The 15,874-nt window shown below is 64.8% G+C and carries 10 protein-coding genes and 3 pseudogenes; 6 read left to right on the top strand and 7 right to left on the bottom strand.

Annotated elements, in window-relative coordinates:
* Positions 1 to 40 precede the first annotated feature (40 nt).
* From NB231_RS19585 to NB231_RS09005, 7 genes and pseudogenes are all read right to left on the bottom strand, one after another.
* Positions 41 to 1,873, bottom strand: a complete 1,833-nt coding sequence (locus NB231_RS19585; RefSeq protein ID WP_005001919.1) for an IS1634 family transposase — start codon at positions 1,871 to 1,873, stop codon at positions 41 to 43.
* A gap of 260 nt (positions 1,874 to 2,133) precedes the next feature.
* On the bottom strand, positions 2,134 to 3,972 hold the full coding sequence (locus NB231_RS09025; RefSeq protein ID WP_005001916.1) for an IS1634 family transposase: 1,839 nt from the start codon (positions 3,970 to 3,972) through the stop codon (positions 2,134 to 2,136).
* 154 nt (positions 3,973 to 4,126) lie between these two features.
* Positions 4,127 to 4,282 (bottom strand): annotated as a pseudogene (locus NB231_RS17690) (transposase); the annotation flags it as partial.
* A 26-nt stretch (positions 4,283 to 4,308) separates the two neighbouring features.
* A pseudogene (locus NB231_RS19085) lies at positions 4,309 to 4,464 on the bottom strand (transposase); the annotation flags it as partial.
* On the bottom strand, positions 4,461 to 7,253 hold the full coding sequence (locus NB231_RS09015; protein WP_005001913.1) for a M64 family metallopeptidase: 2,793 nt from the start codon (positions 7,251 to 7,253) through the stop codon (positions 4,461 to 4,463). The pseudogene NB231_RS19085 and the gene NB231_RS09015, both read right to left, overlap by 4 nt.
* Positions 7,254 to 7,256: 3 nt before the next feature.
* A complete protein-coding gene (locus NB231_RS09010) occupies positions 7,257 to 7,745 on the bottom strand; it encodes a hypothetical protein (RefSeq protein ID WP_005001912.1) in 489 nt (162 codons plus the stop codon).
* 668 nt (positions 7,746 to 8,413) lie between these two features.
* A complete protein-coding gene (locus NB231_RS09005; protein WP_232210429.1) occupies positions 8,414 to 9,220 on the bottom strand; it encodes a sulfite exporter TauE/SafE family protein in 807 nt (268 codons plus the stop codon).
* Between the two features lie 288 nt (positions 9,221 to 9,508).
* Between NB231_RS09005 and NB231_RS09000 the strand changes: the two genes are divergently transcribed.
* The 6 genes and pseudogenes from NB231_RS09000 (at position 9,509) to NB231_RS19070 (ending at position 15,873) form a co-directional block, all read left to right on the top strand.
* A complete protein-coding gene (locus NB231_RS09000) occupies positions 9,509 to 12,136 on the top strand; it encodes a bifunctional transaldolase/phosoglucose isomerase (RefSeq protein WP_005001909.1) in 2,628 nt (875 codons plus the stop codon).
* A 362-nt stretch (positions 12,137 to 12,498) separates the two neighbouring features.
* Positions 12,499 to 13,884 (top strand): glucose-6-phosphate dehydrogenase, encoded by a 1,386-nt coding sequence (gene zwf, locus NB231_RS08990; RefSeq protein ID WP_005001904.1) that lies wholly within the window; start codon positions 12,499 to 12,501, stop codon positions 13,882 to 13,884.
* A gap of 191 nt (positions 13,885 to 14,075) precedes the next feature.
* A complete protein-coding gene (locus NB231_RS08985; RefSeq protein WP_040662123.1) occupies positions 14,076 to 14,495 on the top strand; it encodes a heavy metal-responsive transcriptional regulator in 420 nt (139 codons plus the stop codon).
* Positions 14,496 to 14,622: 127 nt separating this feature from the next.
* A pseudogene (locus NB231_RS20270) lies at positions 14,623 to 14,682 on the top strand (hypothetical protein); the annotation flags it as partial.
* Positions 14,683 to 14,701: 19 nt separating this feature from the next.
* Positions 14,702 to 15,130, top strand: a complete 429-nt coding sequence (locus tag NB231_RS19075; protein ID WP_198007389.1) for a heavy metal-binding domain-containing protein — start codon at positions 14,702 to 14,704, stop codon at positions 15,128 to 15,130.
* Positions 15,127 to 15,873 carry a P-type ATPase gene (locus NB231_RS19070; protein WP_198007388.1) on the top strand — a complete coding sequence of 249 codons (747 nt, stop codon included), beginning with the start codon at positions 15,127 to 15,129 and terminating at the stop codon, positions 15,871 to 15,873. Before NB231_RS19075 ends, NB231_RS19070 begins: the two co-directional genes overlap by 4 nt.
* The last annotated feature ends 1 nt before the right edge of the window (position 15,874 follow it).

Below are 15,874 nucleotides of genomic sequence, written 5' to 3'. Positions count from 1 at the left end.
GAGTGGCACTACATTACGTTCATTTTATAAATCAGCGGGCTCACACGATTGTTTTCTGCACGCCGCCCGGGGCGGGATCGGCCCCGAGGGCCTGATAGATTCGCGCCTGATCGGGCTCGGCGCGGGTGGCCTTGCGCACGTGCAGGGTGCGGCCATCGCCGCGGTTGAACGTGGCGGTGACCCGGCACCGGCCGGCGAGGGTATCGCGTAGCGTGCTCCAACGCTCGCAGATGCCGTGGGCGGCGAGGCGGTGGCGGATGAGCTGGACGAACTGATAGGCGAGCACGGTGATGAACAGGTGCCCCTCGGCGCGCTCTTCCTTGTGATGGAAGATCGGGCGCAGGCCGAGCTCCGATTTCAGGCTTCGGAAGACCGCCTCAAGGTCGGTGAGCATGATGTAGGTGCGCCACATTGTCTTCTCGTCCCAGCCGGTCTCGTTGCTGCGCAGGCAATAGACGCCCGGCTCGGTGACCAGAGAGCCTTTCACGGGCAGGCGCTGCCAGTGGATCGCACGGGCGCGCTCGCCGCTGTCACCGGCGATCACTTCAATGTGGTAGTGCTGGCCGAGGCCGCGGCTTTTCTCCTTGAGCCGCCCGATGCGCTCCCAGAGCTTGTCGATGCGCTTGGTGGTGCCCCGCCGGCTGAGTCCGGTCGCAAGCTTGTCGAGCCCAGCCTCGAAGCGGTCCATCAGGCGTCCGGCGATCGCTTGCTCCTTGCGCACGCGGCCCTCGGAGCGACAATACAGGCGCACCCCCTGGCCATCGGCCAAGGGCACTTTGAGTAGCTCCACGGCCTGCCCGCCGGCGTTGTCGAGGGTGATGGCCTCTTTAAAATCGACCGCGCGGCGGCGCTCGCGGCTGACCACCAGATAGCGGTAGCCCTGCTCGGCCAGCCAGGCGAGGTTGGCCTCGGTGGCCACCCCGCGGTCCATGACCACAAGCGCGCCGGCGGGCGCCGCGAGGCCGGTGAGCATCCCCTGGAGGGTCTGCGCCTCGGCCGCATTGCCAGCGAAGACCCGCGAGCGGCGCACAAAGCCGCAGCATCGAGCACCAGCGCCAGGTGAGCAGCGGGCAGTCGCTGCGCCGCTCCTTGGAGTGCCGTGCGCGCGCCGGATGACCGGTGCCTCGCCCTCGAAGTAAGTGTTGGTCAGATCGTAGAGCGTGATTGTCGGGGCGAGCGCGAACAGATCGCTCACCCGGGCGAACAGATGCCCTTCGAGGGCCGCGCGGTGGCGCAGCAGGATATCGGAGGTACGGTAGAGCTGCATCGGGCTCATCGCCTCGAAGTCCACCTCCAGCAGCTCGCCGAGGCCGCTGCGCCGGGCGAGCCACTGATACGTCGCCCGCTCCGAGCCCGGGGCGGCCATGCGGGCAACGATCAGCCCCAGCGCCGCCGCACGTTGCGGGCCGGTCAGCCCCAGCGCTTGGAGCTGCTCCTCCAAGCCCGCCTGGCGCAGCGCCCACAGGGCGAGCTGCTCGACGCCCACCGAGCGCGGGCGCACCAGTGAGAGCGAGTCCACGTCCACCGACTGCACGTCACCCCCACCGCCGGGTACACCGCCAGCATCGGCCGGTGCCGGCGTACCGCCCTGCTCGGCGAGCAGCCGCGCCGCAATACGCTCGGCCTGGCGCTCGACGGCGAGCGGGAGGCCCTTCCCCTCCTCGTCGAACAGCGCCGCCTGGCCGCTGAGCCGTTGCTCGATGCGCGCACACAACGCCGACCAGTGTGCCTGCGCCACTGGGAAGTGCCGCCCCAGGTTCAACAGGGTGCGCTGGCGGACCTTACCGGCGCGCTGCTCGGAGCGCACCAGACGATACGTGACATACGACTCGCCGGTGGCCGTGCTGCGGGTCTGGGTGCGGCGGATGAACATGCCCGCGAGGCTAGCGTGGGCGGGCGCTCCGCACAAGGGATAACAATAAATATTATGGCACCACATCCAGCGCGCCACCCTCGCCATTATACGAATCAATAACTTCTCTTCGCATACACGCCCAAATCAGCCCGAAATCAGGCAGAGAGCGTTAACCCAAGTTTAACGTCCCCAAAAATAACTTCGCGATACTCAGAGAGTTAAGATCGGCCGCGGCGGCGAGTGGCACTACATTACGTTCATTTTATAAATCAGCGGGCTCACACGATTGTTTTCTGCACGCCGCCCGGGGCGGGATCGGCCCCGAGGGCCTGATAGATTCGCGCCTGATCGGGCTCGGCGCGGGTGGCCTTGCGCACGTGCAGGGTGCGGCCATCGCCGCGGTTGAACGTGGCGGTGACCCGGCACTGGCCGGCGAGGGTATCGCGTAGCGTGCTCCAACGCTCGCAGATGCCGTGGGCGGCGAGGCAGTGGCGGATGAGCTGGACGAACTGATAGGCGAGCACGGTGATGAACAGGTGCCCCTCGGCGCGCTCTTCCTTGTGATGGAAGATCGGGCGCAGGCCGAGCTCCGATTTCAGGCTTCGGAAGACCGCCTCAAGGTCGGTGAGCATGATGTAGGTGCGCCACATTGTCTTCTCGTCCCAGCCGGTCTCGTTGCTGCGCAGGCAATAGACGCCCGGCTCGGTGACCAGAGAGCCTTTCACGGGCAGGCGCTGCCAGTGGATCGCACGGGCGCGCTCGCCGCTGTCACCGGCGATCACTTCAATGTGGTAGTGCTGGCCGAGGCCGCGGCTTTTCTCCTTGAGCCGCCCGATGCGCTCCCAGAGCTTGTCGATGCGCTTGGTGGTGCCCCGCCGGCTGAGTCCGGTCGCAAGCTTGTCGAGCCCAGCCTCGAAGCGGTCCATCAGGCGTCCGGCGATCGCTTGCTCCTTGCGCACGCGGCCCTCGGAGCGACAATACAGGCGCACCCCCTGGCCATCGGCCGAGGGCACTTTGAGTAGCTCCACGGCCTGCCCGCCGGCGTTGTCGAGGGTGATGGCCTCTTTAAAATCGACCGCGCGGCGGCGCTCGCGGCTGACCACCAGATAGCGGTAGCCCTGCTCGGCCAGCCAGGCGAGGTTGGCCTCGGTGGCCACCCCGCGGTCCATGACCACAAGCGCGCCGGCGGGCGCCGCGAGGCCGGTGAGCATCCCCTGGAGGGTCTGCCCCTCGGCCGCATTGCCAGCGAAGACCCGCGAGCGGCGCACAAAGCCGCAGGCATCGAGCACCAGCGCCAGGGTGAGCAGCGGGCAGTCGCTGCGCCGCTCCTTGGAGTGGCCGTGGCGCGCGGCCGGATTGACCGGTGCCTCGCCCTCGAAGTAAGTGTTGGTCAGATCGTAGAGCGTGATTGTCGGGGCGAGCGCGAACAGATCGCTCACCCGGGCGAACAGATGCCCTTCGAGGGCCGCGCGGTGGCGCAGCAGGATATCGGAGGTACGGTAGAGCTGCATCGGGCTCATCGCCTCGAAGTCCACCTCCAGCAGCTCGCCGAGGCCGCTGCGCCGGGCGAGCCACTGATACGTCGCCCGCTCCGAGCCCGGGGCGGCCATGCGGGCAACGATCAGCCCCAGCGCCGCCGCACGTTGCGGGCCGGTCAGCCCCAGCGCTTGGAGCTGCTCCTCCAAGCCCGCCTGGCGCAGCGCCCACAGGGCGAGCTGCTCGACGCCCACCGAGCGCGGGCGCACCAGTGAGAGCGAGTCCACGTCCACCGACTGCACGTCACCCCCACCGCCGGGTACACCGCCAGCATCGGCCGGTGCCGGCGTACCGCCCTGCTCGGCGAGCAGCCGCGCCGCAATACGCTCGGCCTGGCGCTCGACGGCGAGCGGGAGGCCCTTCCCCTCCTCGTCGAACAGCGCCGCCTGGCCGCTGAGCCGTTGCTCGATGCGCGCACACAACGCCGACCAGTGTGCCTGCGCCACTGGGAAGTGCCGCCCCAGGTTCAACAGGGTGCGCTGGCGGACCTTACCGGCGCGCCGCTCGGAGCGCACCAGACGATACGTGACATACGACTCGCCGGTGGCCGTGCTGCGGGTCTGGGTGCGGCGGATGAACATGCCCGCGAGGCTAGCGTGGGCGGGCGCTCCGCACAAGGGATAACAACAAATATTATGGCACTACATCCAGCGCGCCACCCTCGCCACTATACGAATCAATAACTTCTCTTCGCATACACGCCCAAATCAGCCCGAAATCAGGCAGAGAGCGTTAAAGATGGGTTAAAGATGGGCTGGTGGGTGCCTTCACCCAGCGGAAGCGCAGCGAGCCATCCGGACGCTCGACATACACCCCATCGAGGAACAGCATGTGGAAGTGGACGTTGAGGTTGAGCGCGCTGCCGAAGCGCTGGATCAGGGTTACCGCTCCGACCGCTTCGCGACGGCCTGGGGCCGGGTCACCAGCACGCGGTGTTTACTGTTTGATGCAAATACTCCGTGGGAGCGGGTGAGGTTCACCCGCGGCTTGGGCACCAAGGCCGCCAGCCGTGCGATGAAATCCAGCGGGCGAGAGGCGCGACTGCGCGGTCGCGCCTCTGATGCTTCACTCATCCTACGCCGGGGCCGCGATCGGTGCGCGTTAAGGCCTCGGTGATGATGCGGATGGCCTGACTTATGCTCAGGTCAGCGCGGGTCAGCCCAGCGGCTGGACGCTCCTTGTCGTCGGTCCCCCGGCACTTGCTTTGAAGGCATCGCAAGAAGGGCTGAAGGTCGAAGCCGAGTTTCTTGAGTCGGTGCAGGAACTCGTCGTTGATTGCGCCGGACCGGCGCAGACAGTCGAGGACCTCGCAGATTGTGTCGTGGGGCGGGTCGTTCGGGTTCCAGTGGTCGCCGCCCGGTACCGCGACCGCTGTCAGCGTTTGCTCGCGTTCGAAGTAGCGGCCGTACACGGTTTCGCCTCTCGCGCGAACGTGAATCGCATACAGGCCCGGAATCGCCAGGCTGTAGTTCGCCGCGTAACGCTCGCCCGGCGCCGGGCTAAGCGCGACGGCGTCGGACGAGCCGTCCGGCCTTCGAATCTCCGCCCACACCGACGCGCGCCCGAACGGAACCGCGTCGTACTCGAGCAGCGCTGCCGAGATCACCGCTGTCGCCCCGACTTCATAGCTCGTTTGTGTGACGTTCGCGGAAAAAGTGAGCGAAGAATATGTGTGGGCTACCATCTCATACGGGATGTTTGGGCCTTGGCTGCTGGAATACCCAGCATCGTATGAATAATTCCCGCCGGCGCGCCTACCCAACCGCAGCACTGCGTACCACAAACCCTCCTGACTGCCGTTGGCGTTTGCCGGCAAGACCGGCAGGGCGCAGCGGTAATACGAAGCGTACTGGCTCGGAACGAATTGCGAGTTCGCTCCTCCCGGGCCGGACGCCGGCGTGATGATCGAGCCATCCGGCGTTTCGAGTTGAAAGTCGATGAAGCAGGGTGCAGGGCTCAGCACGATGACGTCCATGCCGTAGTCCGCCTCGGTGATCCAAAACGGAATGCGATGCTCGGCGCCGCGCACCAGCACGCCGGACGGGTCCGCGGCGATCTGCGCGTTGGTCACTCCCGCAAGAATCTGCAGGAAGTACTTCGACAGCAGCATCGACTGGCTCGTGGTGAGCGCGCCCGTGACGAGCAGATAGCCGGCGTGGCCCTGGCACAGCGTAGTAAGCGCAGGAACGCTGATGTTGGAGGGGATGCCGAGGCCGACGGCGTAAGTATTGGCGTTGATGCTGCCCGCGACGTCGGCGAGCGACGGCGGACGATTCCACATGCCGTCAGTCAACACGACCATGGCGGTCACGTCGTAATCGGGCATCGGCGCGGCCTGCGCGTCGTTGAGCATGTTGCGGCCGTTGACGATGCCGTCTCCGATGGATGTAGCACCGGACGGGTCGATGTCACTGCCGGCGATATGGTTGAGCGCGTCCGTACGGCCCGCACCGCCGGGCGATGCGCCGACGTCGGTGATCTCCATCAGGCGTTGCGCGGTGTCGTTGAATCGGACCAAGCCTATGCCGTCGCCCGGGAGCATGATGTTGATGAACACATTGGCCGCCTCGCGCAGCTTCTGCACTTTTGTGATGCCGTCGCCGGCGTCGTCGTTCATGCTGCCCGAGCGGTCGATGACGAGCGAAACGGCCGAGCGCGGACGGGCGATGGTGTTGGCGTTGATGTTGATCGTCCACGACTGTCCCGTCTGCACGCAGCGCACGGTAACGCTGCCGCTCGCGGTGTCGCCGGCATTGGTCGAGGTGTAGGAGAGCCAAATCCGGGCCGCGGCAGTCGGCAGATTGGAGTCAGCGGTGACAGTGACCGACGCTCCTTGCGGCGTGCCGAAGCCGCCGGTGGGTCCGACCGTGATCTCGAACGTCAGACTGCGGCACGTCACGACATCCCAGCGAATTGCGCGGTACGTGGTGACGCCCACGCCGCCCATGCCTGCCGGAACGTTGGTAAACGAGATGCTCGGAGTGACCAGCGTGATGACCTCAGCCGGCTGGAAGGGTTGTAGGGTGGTGCGAATCACTCCCGTGCAAACCGGACAAAACGGTCCGTAATCCCGCATGTAGCAGGACGGCAGAGGCCGGTAGGTGTTGCAGTCGGAGTAGATGGCGCCTTCGTAGGTTCCGACCGCGCCGGCCGGGGGCGGGGAAGCCGGCGGCACGCAAGTGGACGACGTACACGTTCCGTCGCACTGCGAGGGCATCGGCGTGGTCGCTGCGATAAGTGTCCGCCACTTGTTCGTCGCCCGGTTGGTGTCACGCGTGACGTTGGGCTGCAAAGGCTCGCCCGCCGGAGTGCCGGACCCGTTGCCGCCGTACTCGTCCGCGAGGCCGAAGGCGCTGTGTCCCATCTCGTGGATGGCGATCTGGCTTGCGCTCGCGTTGACCGACGCCGTCGCCACGGATCCGCCGGATCCGCCGTACTTCGTCGAATTGACGATGCACAGCACCTGATGGCGCAAGGGAACTTGCCCCGTGGCGACCGAAAGAGCGAGACCGGAGTCAATCGTCAGCAGTCGCTCGAGGGGCGAACCGGCGAACATCGAGCAGAAAGTCGAGTCGAAGTACGTGTTCACAGTGACGGCGGGGTTTCCGCCGCAGCCGGGATCGTCCGCACCGCTATCGGTCGAAACCACGTCGATGCGGTGCACGTTGATGCCGCAGTAAAGCTCGTCAAACGGCGGCGTGCCCCGCAGAGTGGTGATGAAATTCTGAACGTGCGTGTGATAGTTAGCGAGCTCGCTCGCTTGGTAACCGTCCCCGACGATCACGAGGTTCCACCGGAGATTATCCGGTCCGTGGTCGACCACCTTAGTCGTCCCAACCACATATCCGTCGCTGGCGCCCATGGCTCACCTTCCTTTCCCGGAGCGGGGGAGCTCGAACCTTGCGATTTCGCTTGACGCGGCCTCTTCGGCGGCCTTGCCTTCGGCTTCACCCGCGGCCTTCTTCTTCTCGGCGCGGCCGGCGATGGGATCGCCCATCAGCACGACCGACTTCGCCTCGTCCATATCGGGGAGAAGAACCTCGAAAACACCGTCGCGGACGGGACTGAATTTTCGTTCGATTTTTCCGTCGGGAGAATGAACTTCGACGGAATTTAGTTGCGTCGGGTCAATGAGACGGTGCGCCAGCACCTTGCTCCTCGACCCTTGCAGTTCGAGCCAGAATCCGCTGTGCTTGCCGGCTTGGGGAACCTCCCCGGCCTGCGGCGGAGTGATCATCGCAAGATGCTCGACCGAGAGCAGCTCGACCGAGCCGTCGGACACGCGAAATGTCAGACGCAGTGACTTTCTAGATGCCATCGAGCGCTGGCCGCCCGACTTCTCTTCCGCTGCCATGGGGGCCTCCTGAGGGACCGTGTCTTTTGAGGGTTAGGGAGGCTATATGGACTCCCCCGTCTCACGGCATCGTGATGTGCCAGATTGAGAGGTGAAACAGTCAATCGTGAAGAAGGGGGAGCCCATATGACAGTCAAGCGCATTGGAGTCGATTTGGCAAAGAATGTCCTGCAGGCGTATAGCGTATAGCGTATAGGCAGTATAAACCACCTTTTCGGTGGCTCGCAGCGGGTAGTCTCGCCTGATCGGCGTCGGCACTTGCTGTCGGCAGGCCGCTCCGGCTCGCCCATCAGCGTGCAGATCGGCGTCACGCCCCCCGAATCCGCATCAGCAACAGCCTCGCCGGCGCACTCCTCCCCCCTCCCGTCGGTTTTGTGGACAGGCAACGCCGATGCCGCGCCGCTGATGGCGCAGCCGCTCGGAGTCTTCAACCAGCAGCAGTTTCATCGTCCGTTGTTACCAGAGAACGTTTCCCAGGGGTGGGTAATCCACGGTATCCGACGCTTTTTCGGGTGCTGCGCAGCCAGGCGTTGTGGGGCCTCGGCACAGCGTTGTCGATTTGCACTGAGTTTCGTACTCAGTCAGATTTATTATTGACTATGTTTGGTCCTTTGGTCTCGGTTTGCCGAAGAAGGCGTGCCTGAGCCCCGCTGGAGCCAGAGTGGCGTTTAGGATTGCCCATGTCGCCAGATCTTGGCTGCGGAAAGAAGTAAAATACCGGCGAGCAACGGCAGGAGAACCGCGCTCGGCATGATTCCAAGCAGCTGCCCGCCGATGCCGGCTCCAATGATCGAGCCAATTGCCATGACAAGCACTAAGGTGCGGTTCTCCGCCAAGACCACAAAGCTGCGATCCCGGCTGTAGCGGGTGAATCCGACGACCATCGTAGGCAGGCTGATGACCAGAGCCAGGCTGCCAGCCAGTTTGATGTCGAGCCCGAACAGCAGAACCAAGGTCGGAATAAGCAGCTCACCGCCGGCTACGCCGAGCAAGGCGGCCACCACGCCGATGGCAAAACCCGCCGCAACGCCGAGAATGGATTGAACAGGGCCATTGGGCAGCGGTGCCGGCGCCGCTGCATCGTGACCGAGCAGCAGTACGGTCGCGATGAACACCAACAGCACGGCGATGATCCGGTAGAGTGTGGTGGCGTGCACGCGAGTGGCCCAACCCGCGCCGAGCCAAGCCCCCACCAGGCTTCCCGCCAGCAGATTGGCGACAATCGACCAATGCGCCAACACGGCGCCGAGCGGCACTGCGCGCGCCCGGAAGGGAAGCGCTGCGGTGACGACCACCAGGCTCATGGCCTTGTTCACGATGACCGCTTGCAAAGCGGCGAAGCGGAATGCGCCAATCAGCAACGGCAAGCGGAATTCGGCTCCGCCCAGCCCGATTAAGCCACCAAGCGCACCGATGACCGCGCCGCCGCCCAGGGCGGCAAGTGGGTTTCTGGAGGTTGACGCTGAAGGAGCCACAGGCGTGTGCATAGGCGATCAGGTTATTCCATTCACGCCGGTTTGATGCCAGCGTTAACAACGCCATTCGAGCCAGCAATATATTCTACACGGTTCCACCGCAACCATCGGGCAGCCCAACAGGCGCGAGCTGGTTTTCTTGCAGACATTGGCGGCTTGGTTACCAGAGGGAGGATCCAGGACGGCGCTTGCGTGCGCCTGGTGTTGCTAAACTGAAAACCGAAGTCGGCTTGGTCGGCCAAGGCCAGGCGTTTGCTACCCCGTTCGATATGTCTAAGGAGGCACGCGATGAATCCCCTGCAGATCCTGCACGAAAAAGGCGAACGCATCTGGCTCGACAACATCCGCCGGGGTATGCTGAGAAGCGGAGCGCTGACCCGCTATATCAAGGAGCTCGCCCTCACCGGGCTCACCTCCAACCCCACGATCTTCGAGCATGTCATCGGCGGGAGCGCGGACTACGATGAGAGCATCGGTCGGCACCGCCACGCGGTCGATCCAAATCTTGAGGCGATTTTCTTCGAGCTGGCGCTCGAGGATCTGACCGAGGCGGCTGATTTGTTCCGCCCCCTCTACGACGAGAGCCGGGGGCGCGACGGTTTCGTATCGCTCGAGCTCTCACCCGATCTTGCCGACGATACCGAGGCTTCGATCGCGCAGGCCCTTGAGCTGGCGGCTCGGGCCAACCGCCCCAATTTGCTGATCAAGGTGCCGGGCACGCCGGCCGGCGTGCCGGTGATCGAGGAGCTCATCTACCGAGGAGTTCCAGTGAACGTCACCTTGCTGTTCTCGGCCGAACAGTATATTCAGGCGGCTGAAGCCTACCTACGCGGGATCGAGCGCCGGCTCGCCGAGCGCAAAGACCCGCACGTCCCCTCCGTTGCCTCGCTTTTCATCCCGCGCTGGGACAAGGCCAGCGTGGACCGATTGCCCGAGCCGCTCGAGAACACGCTGGGGATCGCGATCGGCCGGCAGACCTATCGGGCGTATTGCCGAGTTTATGACTCGCCGCGTTGGAAGCAGCTTGCCGAGCAGGGTGCGCACACGCAGCGGCTGCTCTGGGCGAGCACCGGTACTAAGGATCCGAGCCTCTCGCCAGGCTATTACGTTACGGCATTGGCCGCCCCCGATACGATTGCGACCCTGCCCGAAGAAACCCTATTTGCCTTTGCTAAGAGCGGCACGGTGGGCGAGTTGCTCGATGCCGACGGCGGTGATGCGCAGCGTACGCTTGAGGCCATCAACGAGGCCGGTGTCGACACCACGGCGCTCGCAGACGAGTTACAGGAGGAGGGCAAGCGGAAGTTCAGCGATTCCTATCACAAACTGCTCGCGGGGATCGAAAAGAAGCTGGCGCAGCTGCGGGAGGCGAGCGGCTATGAGCAAGACGACCTAGGGGCGCTCGAAGTCGGTGTGCGCCGGCAGATCGAGACGCTGGCAGAGGAACAGGCCGTCGAGCGTATCTGGCGCCGCGATCACACGCTCTGGCAGCCGGATCCGAGTGAGATCAGCAACCGCTTGGGCTGGCTCGATGCGCCGGGCGAGATGCTCGACGAAGTGCCGCGTCTGCAAACTTTTGTCGAAGGCGTGCGCGCTGCGGGTCTGACTCATGTGCTCTGGTGCGGGATGGGCGGATCGAGCCTGTTTGCGCTGGTGCTCCAGCACGCTTTCGCCGGCGCCGGCGGGCTCGAGTTGCGCGTGCTCGACAGCAGCCATCCGCGCACCGTGCACCAAACCGCCGACGAGCTGCCGCTCGATCGGACGCTGTTCCTGTTCGCATCGAAGTCCGGCGGTACGCTCGAGACCCGCTGTCACCTCGATTATTTTTGGTCCCGGGTGGCCGATCCGGCGCAGTATGCGGTGATCACCGATCGTGGCTCCGAGCTCGATAAGCTTGCCCGGGAGCGCAAGTTCCGTCAGATCTTCTGCAACAATCCCGATATCGGGGGGCGCTACTCCGCGCTCTCTCACTTCGGTCTGGTGGCCGCGGCGCTGCTGGGGGTGGACGTCGAGGAGCTGCTGACCCGCGCGGGACAGATGATCGCGGCTTGCAAGCCCGATACACCGGCCGAACGGCACCCGGGCGTCCAGCTCGGTGCGGCGCTTGGCTATGCCGCTCAGCAGGGCCGCGACAAGTTGACGCTGCTCATGCCTGCGCAGCTCGCGTGCTTTGGTGGCTGGCTGGAACAGCTGATCGCCGAGTCCACCGGCAAGCACGGTGTGGGCATTCTGCCCGTCGCGGACGAGCCGCTCGGCCCGCCCGAAGTCTACGGTGAAGACCGCTTTTTCGTGAGCCTCGGCGCGACGGACAGTTTCGATGTGCTGGCCGAGCAAGGATATCCGATTATCCGTCTTCCCTACATGGACCCCTACGGCATCGGCGCCGAGTGTTTTCGCTGGGAGTTCGCGGTCGCGATCGCGGGGCAAGTGCTGCGCATCAACCCGTTCGACCAACCCGATGTCGAAGCCGCGAAGAAGGCGGCGGGCAAGATGCTTGCGCAGGGCCTCCCCGCCATTCCCGCTGCGAGCGCCAAGCAAGCGCTCGCAGCGGTACGGCCCGGCGATTACCTTGCAATTCAGGCCTACGTGGCCACGGACTCGGAGCCCTACGCGCAGCTGCAGCGCGCGCGCACGGCTCTGCGTGATCGGTTACGGGTGGCCACCACGCTGGGTCTAGGTCCGCGTTATCTGCACTCCACCGGACAGCTACACAAAGGCGGGCGTGCCAACGGTGTCTGCATACAGGTGATCGACGAGGTTCAGCCTGATTTGGAGATTCCCGGCCGTCCCTATACGTTCGGGCAACTCTTCCAAGCCCAGGCCGCCGGCGATTTCCACGCGCTTGAAGAGCAAGGGCGGCGCGTATTCCGGGTTACACTCGGGGATCTGCTGAGCACGGCAGGCATTCGCTCATAAACAACCGTTCGGAGAATGAGTGATGGAGACCTCAAAAAACTTTATCCGCTCCGTCATCTCGGCGAAGCCTGCCCCAGCCACCGATCCGGCGGTCGGGGTCCATCTTTCTGTTTCAAAAGGGAGAATAGATTCCGGCGTAGGTCGGAGTGACGGAATTCGGGAGTTATTCGAGATTCCCTTGATGCAACTCACGCTGATTGGAGCCGCTCGCAGGGACCGCCCCCGGGGTGCCACACTGGCCATGCGGCTGAGCACGCTGCCTGGGTGCTTCGCCACCCGGCGTGCGGCCTCGCTCGGCAATGGGCGCTGCTCGGCCAAAGTTGGCGAACTCGGCGGCCATGCCGCCAAGCGGGAGGGCTGAGATGGGAGCGCGCAGCGGGCAGTCGGACGCATTGATCCTCTTCGGCGCCACCGGTGATCTCGCCTACAAGAAGATCTTTCCGGCCTTGGCCCGGCTCGAGGCGGCCGGTGAGCTTGGTGTGCCGGTGATCGGTGTCGCCAAATCCGGCTGGGATGCCGATCGGCTGCGTGAGCGAGTCCGGACCAGTCTCCAGGACTACGGTCAGAACGACGACCCGGACGCCTTGGCGCGCCTGCTGGAGCGCCTTGACTACATCGACGGTGATTACCGCGACGATCAGGTTTTTACCGAGCTGCAGCGTCGGCTCGAAGGCCGCAAGCGACCGCTTTGCTACCTGGCGATCCCACCGAGCCTGTTTCCCAGTGTGATCGAGTCCTTGCACAAGGTGCGCCTGGCCAAGACGGCGCGGGTCGTAGTGGAGAAGCCGTTCGGCCGCGACCTTGCCTCGGCGCAAGCGCTTGACCGGACGCTGCTGCGCTTTTTCCCGGAGGAGCGAGTTTTCCGTATCGATCATTTTCTCGGCAAAGAGCCGGTGCAGAATCTGCTCTACTTCCGCTTCGCCAACACATTCCTTGAGCCGTTCTGGAATCGCGCCTATGTGGAGAGCGTGCAGATCAACCTGGCCGAGTCCTTCGGTGTGGAGGATCGTGGCGCCTTCTACGACGAGGTCGGCGCGATTCGTGATGTCGTGCAGAATCATCTGCTCCAGGTGCTCGCCATTCTGGCCATGGAGCCGCCGGCGGCGAGTGATGCGCAGTCGCTGCGCGACGAAAAGGCCAAGCTGCTGCGCGGCATACGCCCGCTCTCGGCCCAGGAGGTGGTGCGCGGTCAGTATACCGGTTATCGCAAGATCAAGGGTGTGAAGCCCAGCTCCACCCGAGAGACGTTCGCCGCCTTGCAGTTGCATATCGATAACTGGCGCTGGGCCGGCGTGCCGTTTTTCATTCGCACCGGCAAGAAGCTCGCGGCAAGCGCCCAGGAGGTCCTGGTCCGCCTGCGCCGTCTGCCGCACGATATTTTCAACGAGCCCGTCACTACCAACACCAATCACGTGCGTTTCCGCTTGGGACCGGAGCGCATCGAGATCGCGATCGGCGCGCGCACCAAGCAGCCCGGTGACATCATGGCCGGCCAGCAGACCGAGCTGGATGTGGCGAGCGATCCTTCGACCGACGAGCCGCCCTACCAGCGCCTGATCGGCGACGCGCTCAAGGGGGACCAGGAGTTGTTTGCCCGCAGCGACAGCGTACAGGCCGCTTGGCGGATCGTGGATCCCGCGCTCGCGGCGGAAACACCGGTCTACGCCTACGAACCCGGCAGTTGGGGGCCGGCTGAAGCCCAGGCCATGACGGCCCGCATCGGCGGGTGGTGCGATCCGACGCGCTGAAAGCCCTCTGCATCCGCCGTCAATCGGCAGTACTGCAATAGCCTGCGCCCGCGGAGCGTGCTTGCGCCGCGGCGAAGGGCGTTGCCGTTCGGATCGCCGCCGGAAATCTCTTGGCATTACAGTAATGTGTAAAGTTTAATTCTACCATGGACGAGTCGCCCACTACTACATCGGCTGCTGTAAGCGTTACCGTGGACACAGCACGCGCTGTGAGAATCGGCGCTTTGGCCCACCGGGTCGGCGTCGCTACGGAGACGCTGCGTTATTACGAACGCCTGGGTTTGATTGCGCCCATCGCGCGCAGCGCGGCCAACTACCGGCTGTATGGGGAAGTGGCCGAACGGCGTCTCCTCTTCATTCGCCGGGCGCAGGCGCTGGGGTTCTCGCTGGAGGACATCGGCGAGTTGCTCTCGCTGCATCACCGCGCCGGAGCGAGGGCGGCGGAGGCGAGGCGTATTACCGAAGCGCGCTTGCGCGAGGTCGAAGCCAAGATCCGTGATCTGGAGCGGATGCGGCGCGGATTGGCCGAGTTCACGGCCAGTTGCTCGGGCGAAGGCCCGGCCGCCGAATGCCCGATTCTGGCCTCGCTCGCAGCACCGGAGCCGAAATGAGAGCAGCGTATGGCAAGAGGCGAATAGCAGGCCAAAACCGGCTGTCACCACGACCTGGGGTGAGGAGCAAAAATGCAAGCGGGTGTTGCAAGCGAGCGCAAGTCGGTTAAGGACCGCAGTCTGCGGCATGAATGTCGATCCCGCCACGACGAAGCATACGGCGGAGCATCATGGGACGGCATTTTATTTTTGCGCGGCGCGTTGCCGTGAGAAATTCTTGGCCGAACCCGAGCGTTTCCTGGAAGGTCGAGCGCGACCGAAGGCTGTGCAAACCGCGGGCTCGGGTGGGATGTATACCGTGCCCCACGGACCCGGAAGTGCGCCAGCAGGGTCCAGGCGATTGTCCCAAATGCGGCATGGCGCTCGAACCCGAAACGCCACAGCGCCGGGTCGAATACACCTGCCCGATGCATCCCGAGGTCGTGCAGGACCAGCCGGGCGATTGCCCGAAGTGCGGTATGGCCCTCGAGCCGCGCACCGCCAGTGCCGCGGAAGGTCCCAGCGCGGAATTCGTGGCCTTCACTCGACGGTTGTGGGTCGCCGTGCCGCCCACCGCCGTGCTGCTGTTGATCACCATGAGCGATATGCTGCCGGGGGTGCATTTCCAGCGTTGGCTCGGCACGGCCTACGGTTGAGTGCAGCTCGTGCTCACCGTTCCGGTCGTCTGCTATGGGGGCTCGGTTTTTTTGTGCGTGCCTGGAAGTCGCTCAAGGGCGCGAACTTCAATATGTGGACACTGATCGGGCTCGGTACTGGTGTGGCGTTCCTGTTCAGCTTGTTCGCTCTCGTTTTTCCTGCCGCGTTGCTCGCGGCTTTCCTGGGGCACGGCGGTGGGGTGCCGCTGTACTTCGAGGCGGCGGCCGTCATCATCACCCTCGTGCTGGTTGGGCAGCTGATCGAGCAGCGCGCCCGTGAGCGCACCTCGGGCGCCATCAAGGCACTGCTGGATTTGGTGCCGCCCAAGGCGCGGCGTATCCGCTCTGACGGCACCGATGAGGAGATCGATCTGGCACAGGTGCAACGGGATGATCGGCTGCGCGTGCGCCCCGGCGAGAAAGTGCCGGTAGACGGTGAGGTGCTCGAAGGGCGCTCGAGTGTGGACGAATCCATGGTCACCGGTGAGCCGGTGCCGGTGGAAAAGACGGCTGGCGACCCGGTGACCGGCGGGACCGTCAACGGTAACGGTGGCTTCGTGATGCGCGCGACCCACGTGGGGGGTGAGACGCTGCTTGCACGCATCGTCGCCCAGGTGGCCGCGGCGTACGCGGTACGGTTGAAGGTCGGGCGGTGCTCGCCGGCAACGCCGCGTCCATGGCCGAGGCGAACATCACGATCTCCGCGCTCGCCGAGCGGGCCCAGGCGCTCGCCGCCGCGATGAG

Source organism: Nitrococcus mobilis Nb-231 (assembly GCF_000153205.1).
Classification (GTDB): Bacteria; Pseudomonadota; Gammaproteobacteria; order Nitrococcales; family Nitrococcaceae; genus Nitrococcus; species Nitrococcus mobilis.
The sequence above is the reverse complement of the archived record's forward strand: the minus strand, read 5'-3'. Positions and strand labels throughout refer to the sequence as shown.

Bases quoted from the DNA above. Each gene is read 5' to 3' on its own strand.
- NB231_RS09015 (WP_005001913.1), bottom strand. From the start codon at position 7,253: ATGGGCGCCAGCGACGGATATGTGGTTGGGACGACTAAGGTGGTCGAC.
- zwf (WP_005001904.1), top strand. From the start codon at position 12,499: ATGGGAGCGCGCAGCGGGCAGTCGGACGCATTGATCCTCTTCGGCGCC.
- NB231_RS09000 (WP_005001909.1), top strand. From the start codon at position 9,509: ATGAATCCCCTGCAGATCCTGCACGAAAAAGGCGAACGCATCTGGCTC.
- NB231_RS19585 (WP_005001919.1), bottom strand. From the start codon at position 1,873: ATGTTCATCCGCCGCACCCAGACCCGCAGCACGGCCACCGGCGAGTCG.
- NB231_RS09010 (WP_005001912.1), bottom strand. From the start codon at position 7,745: ATGGCAGCGGAAGAGAAGTCGGGCGGCCAGCGCTCGATGGCATCTAGA.
- NB231_RS09025 (WP_005001916.1), bottom strand. From the start codon at position 3,972: ATGTTCATCCGCCGCACCCAGACCCGCAGCACGGCCACCGGCGAGTCG.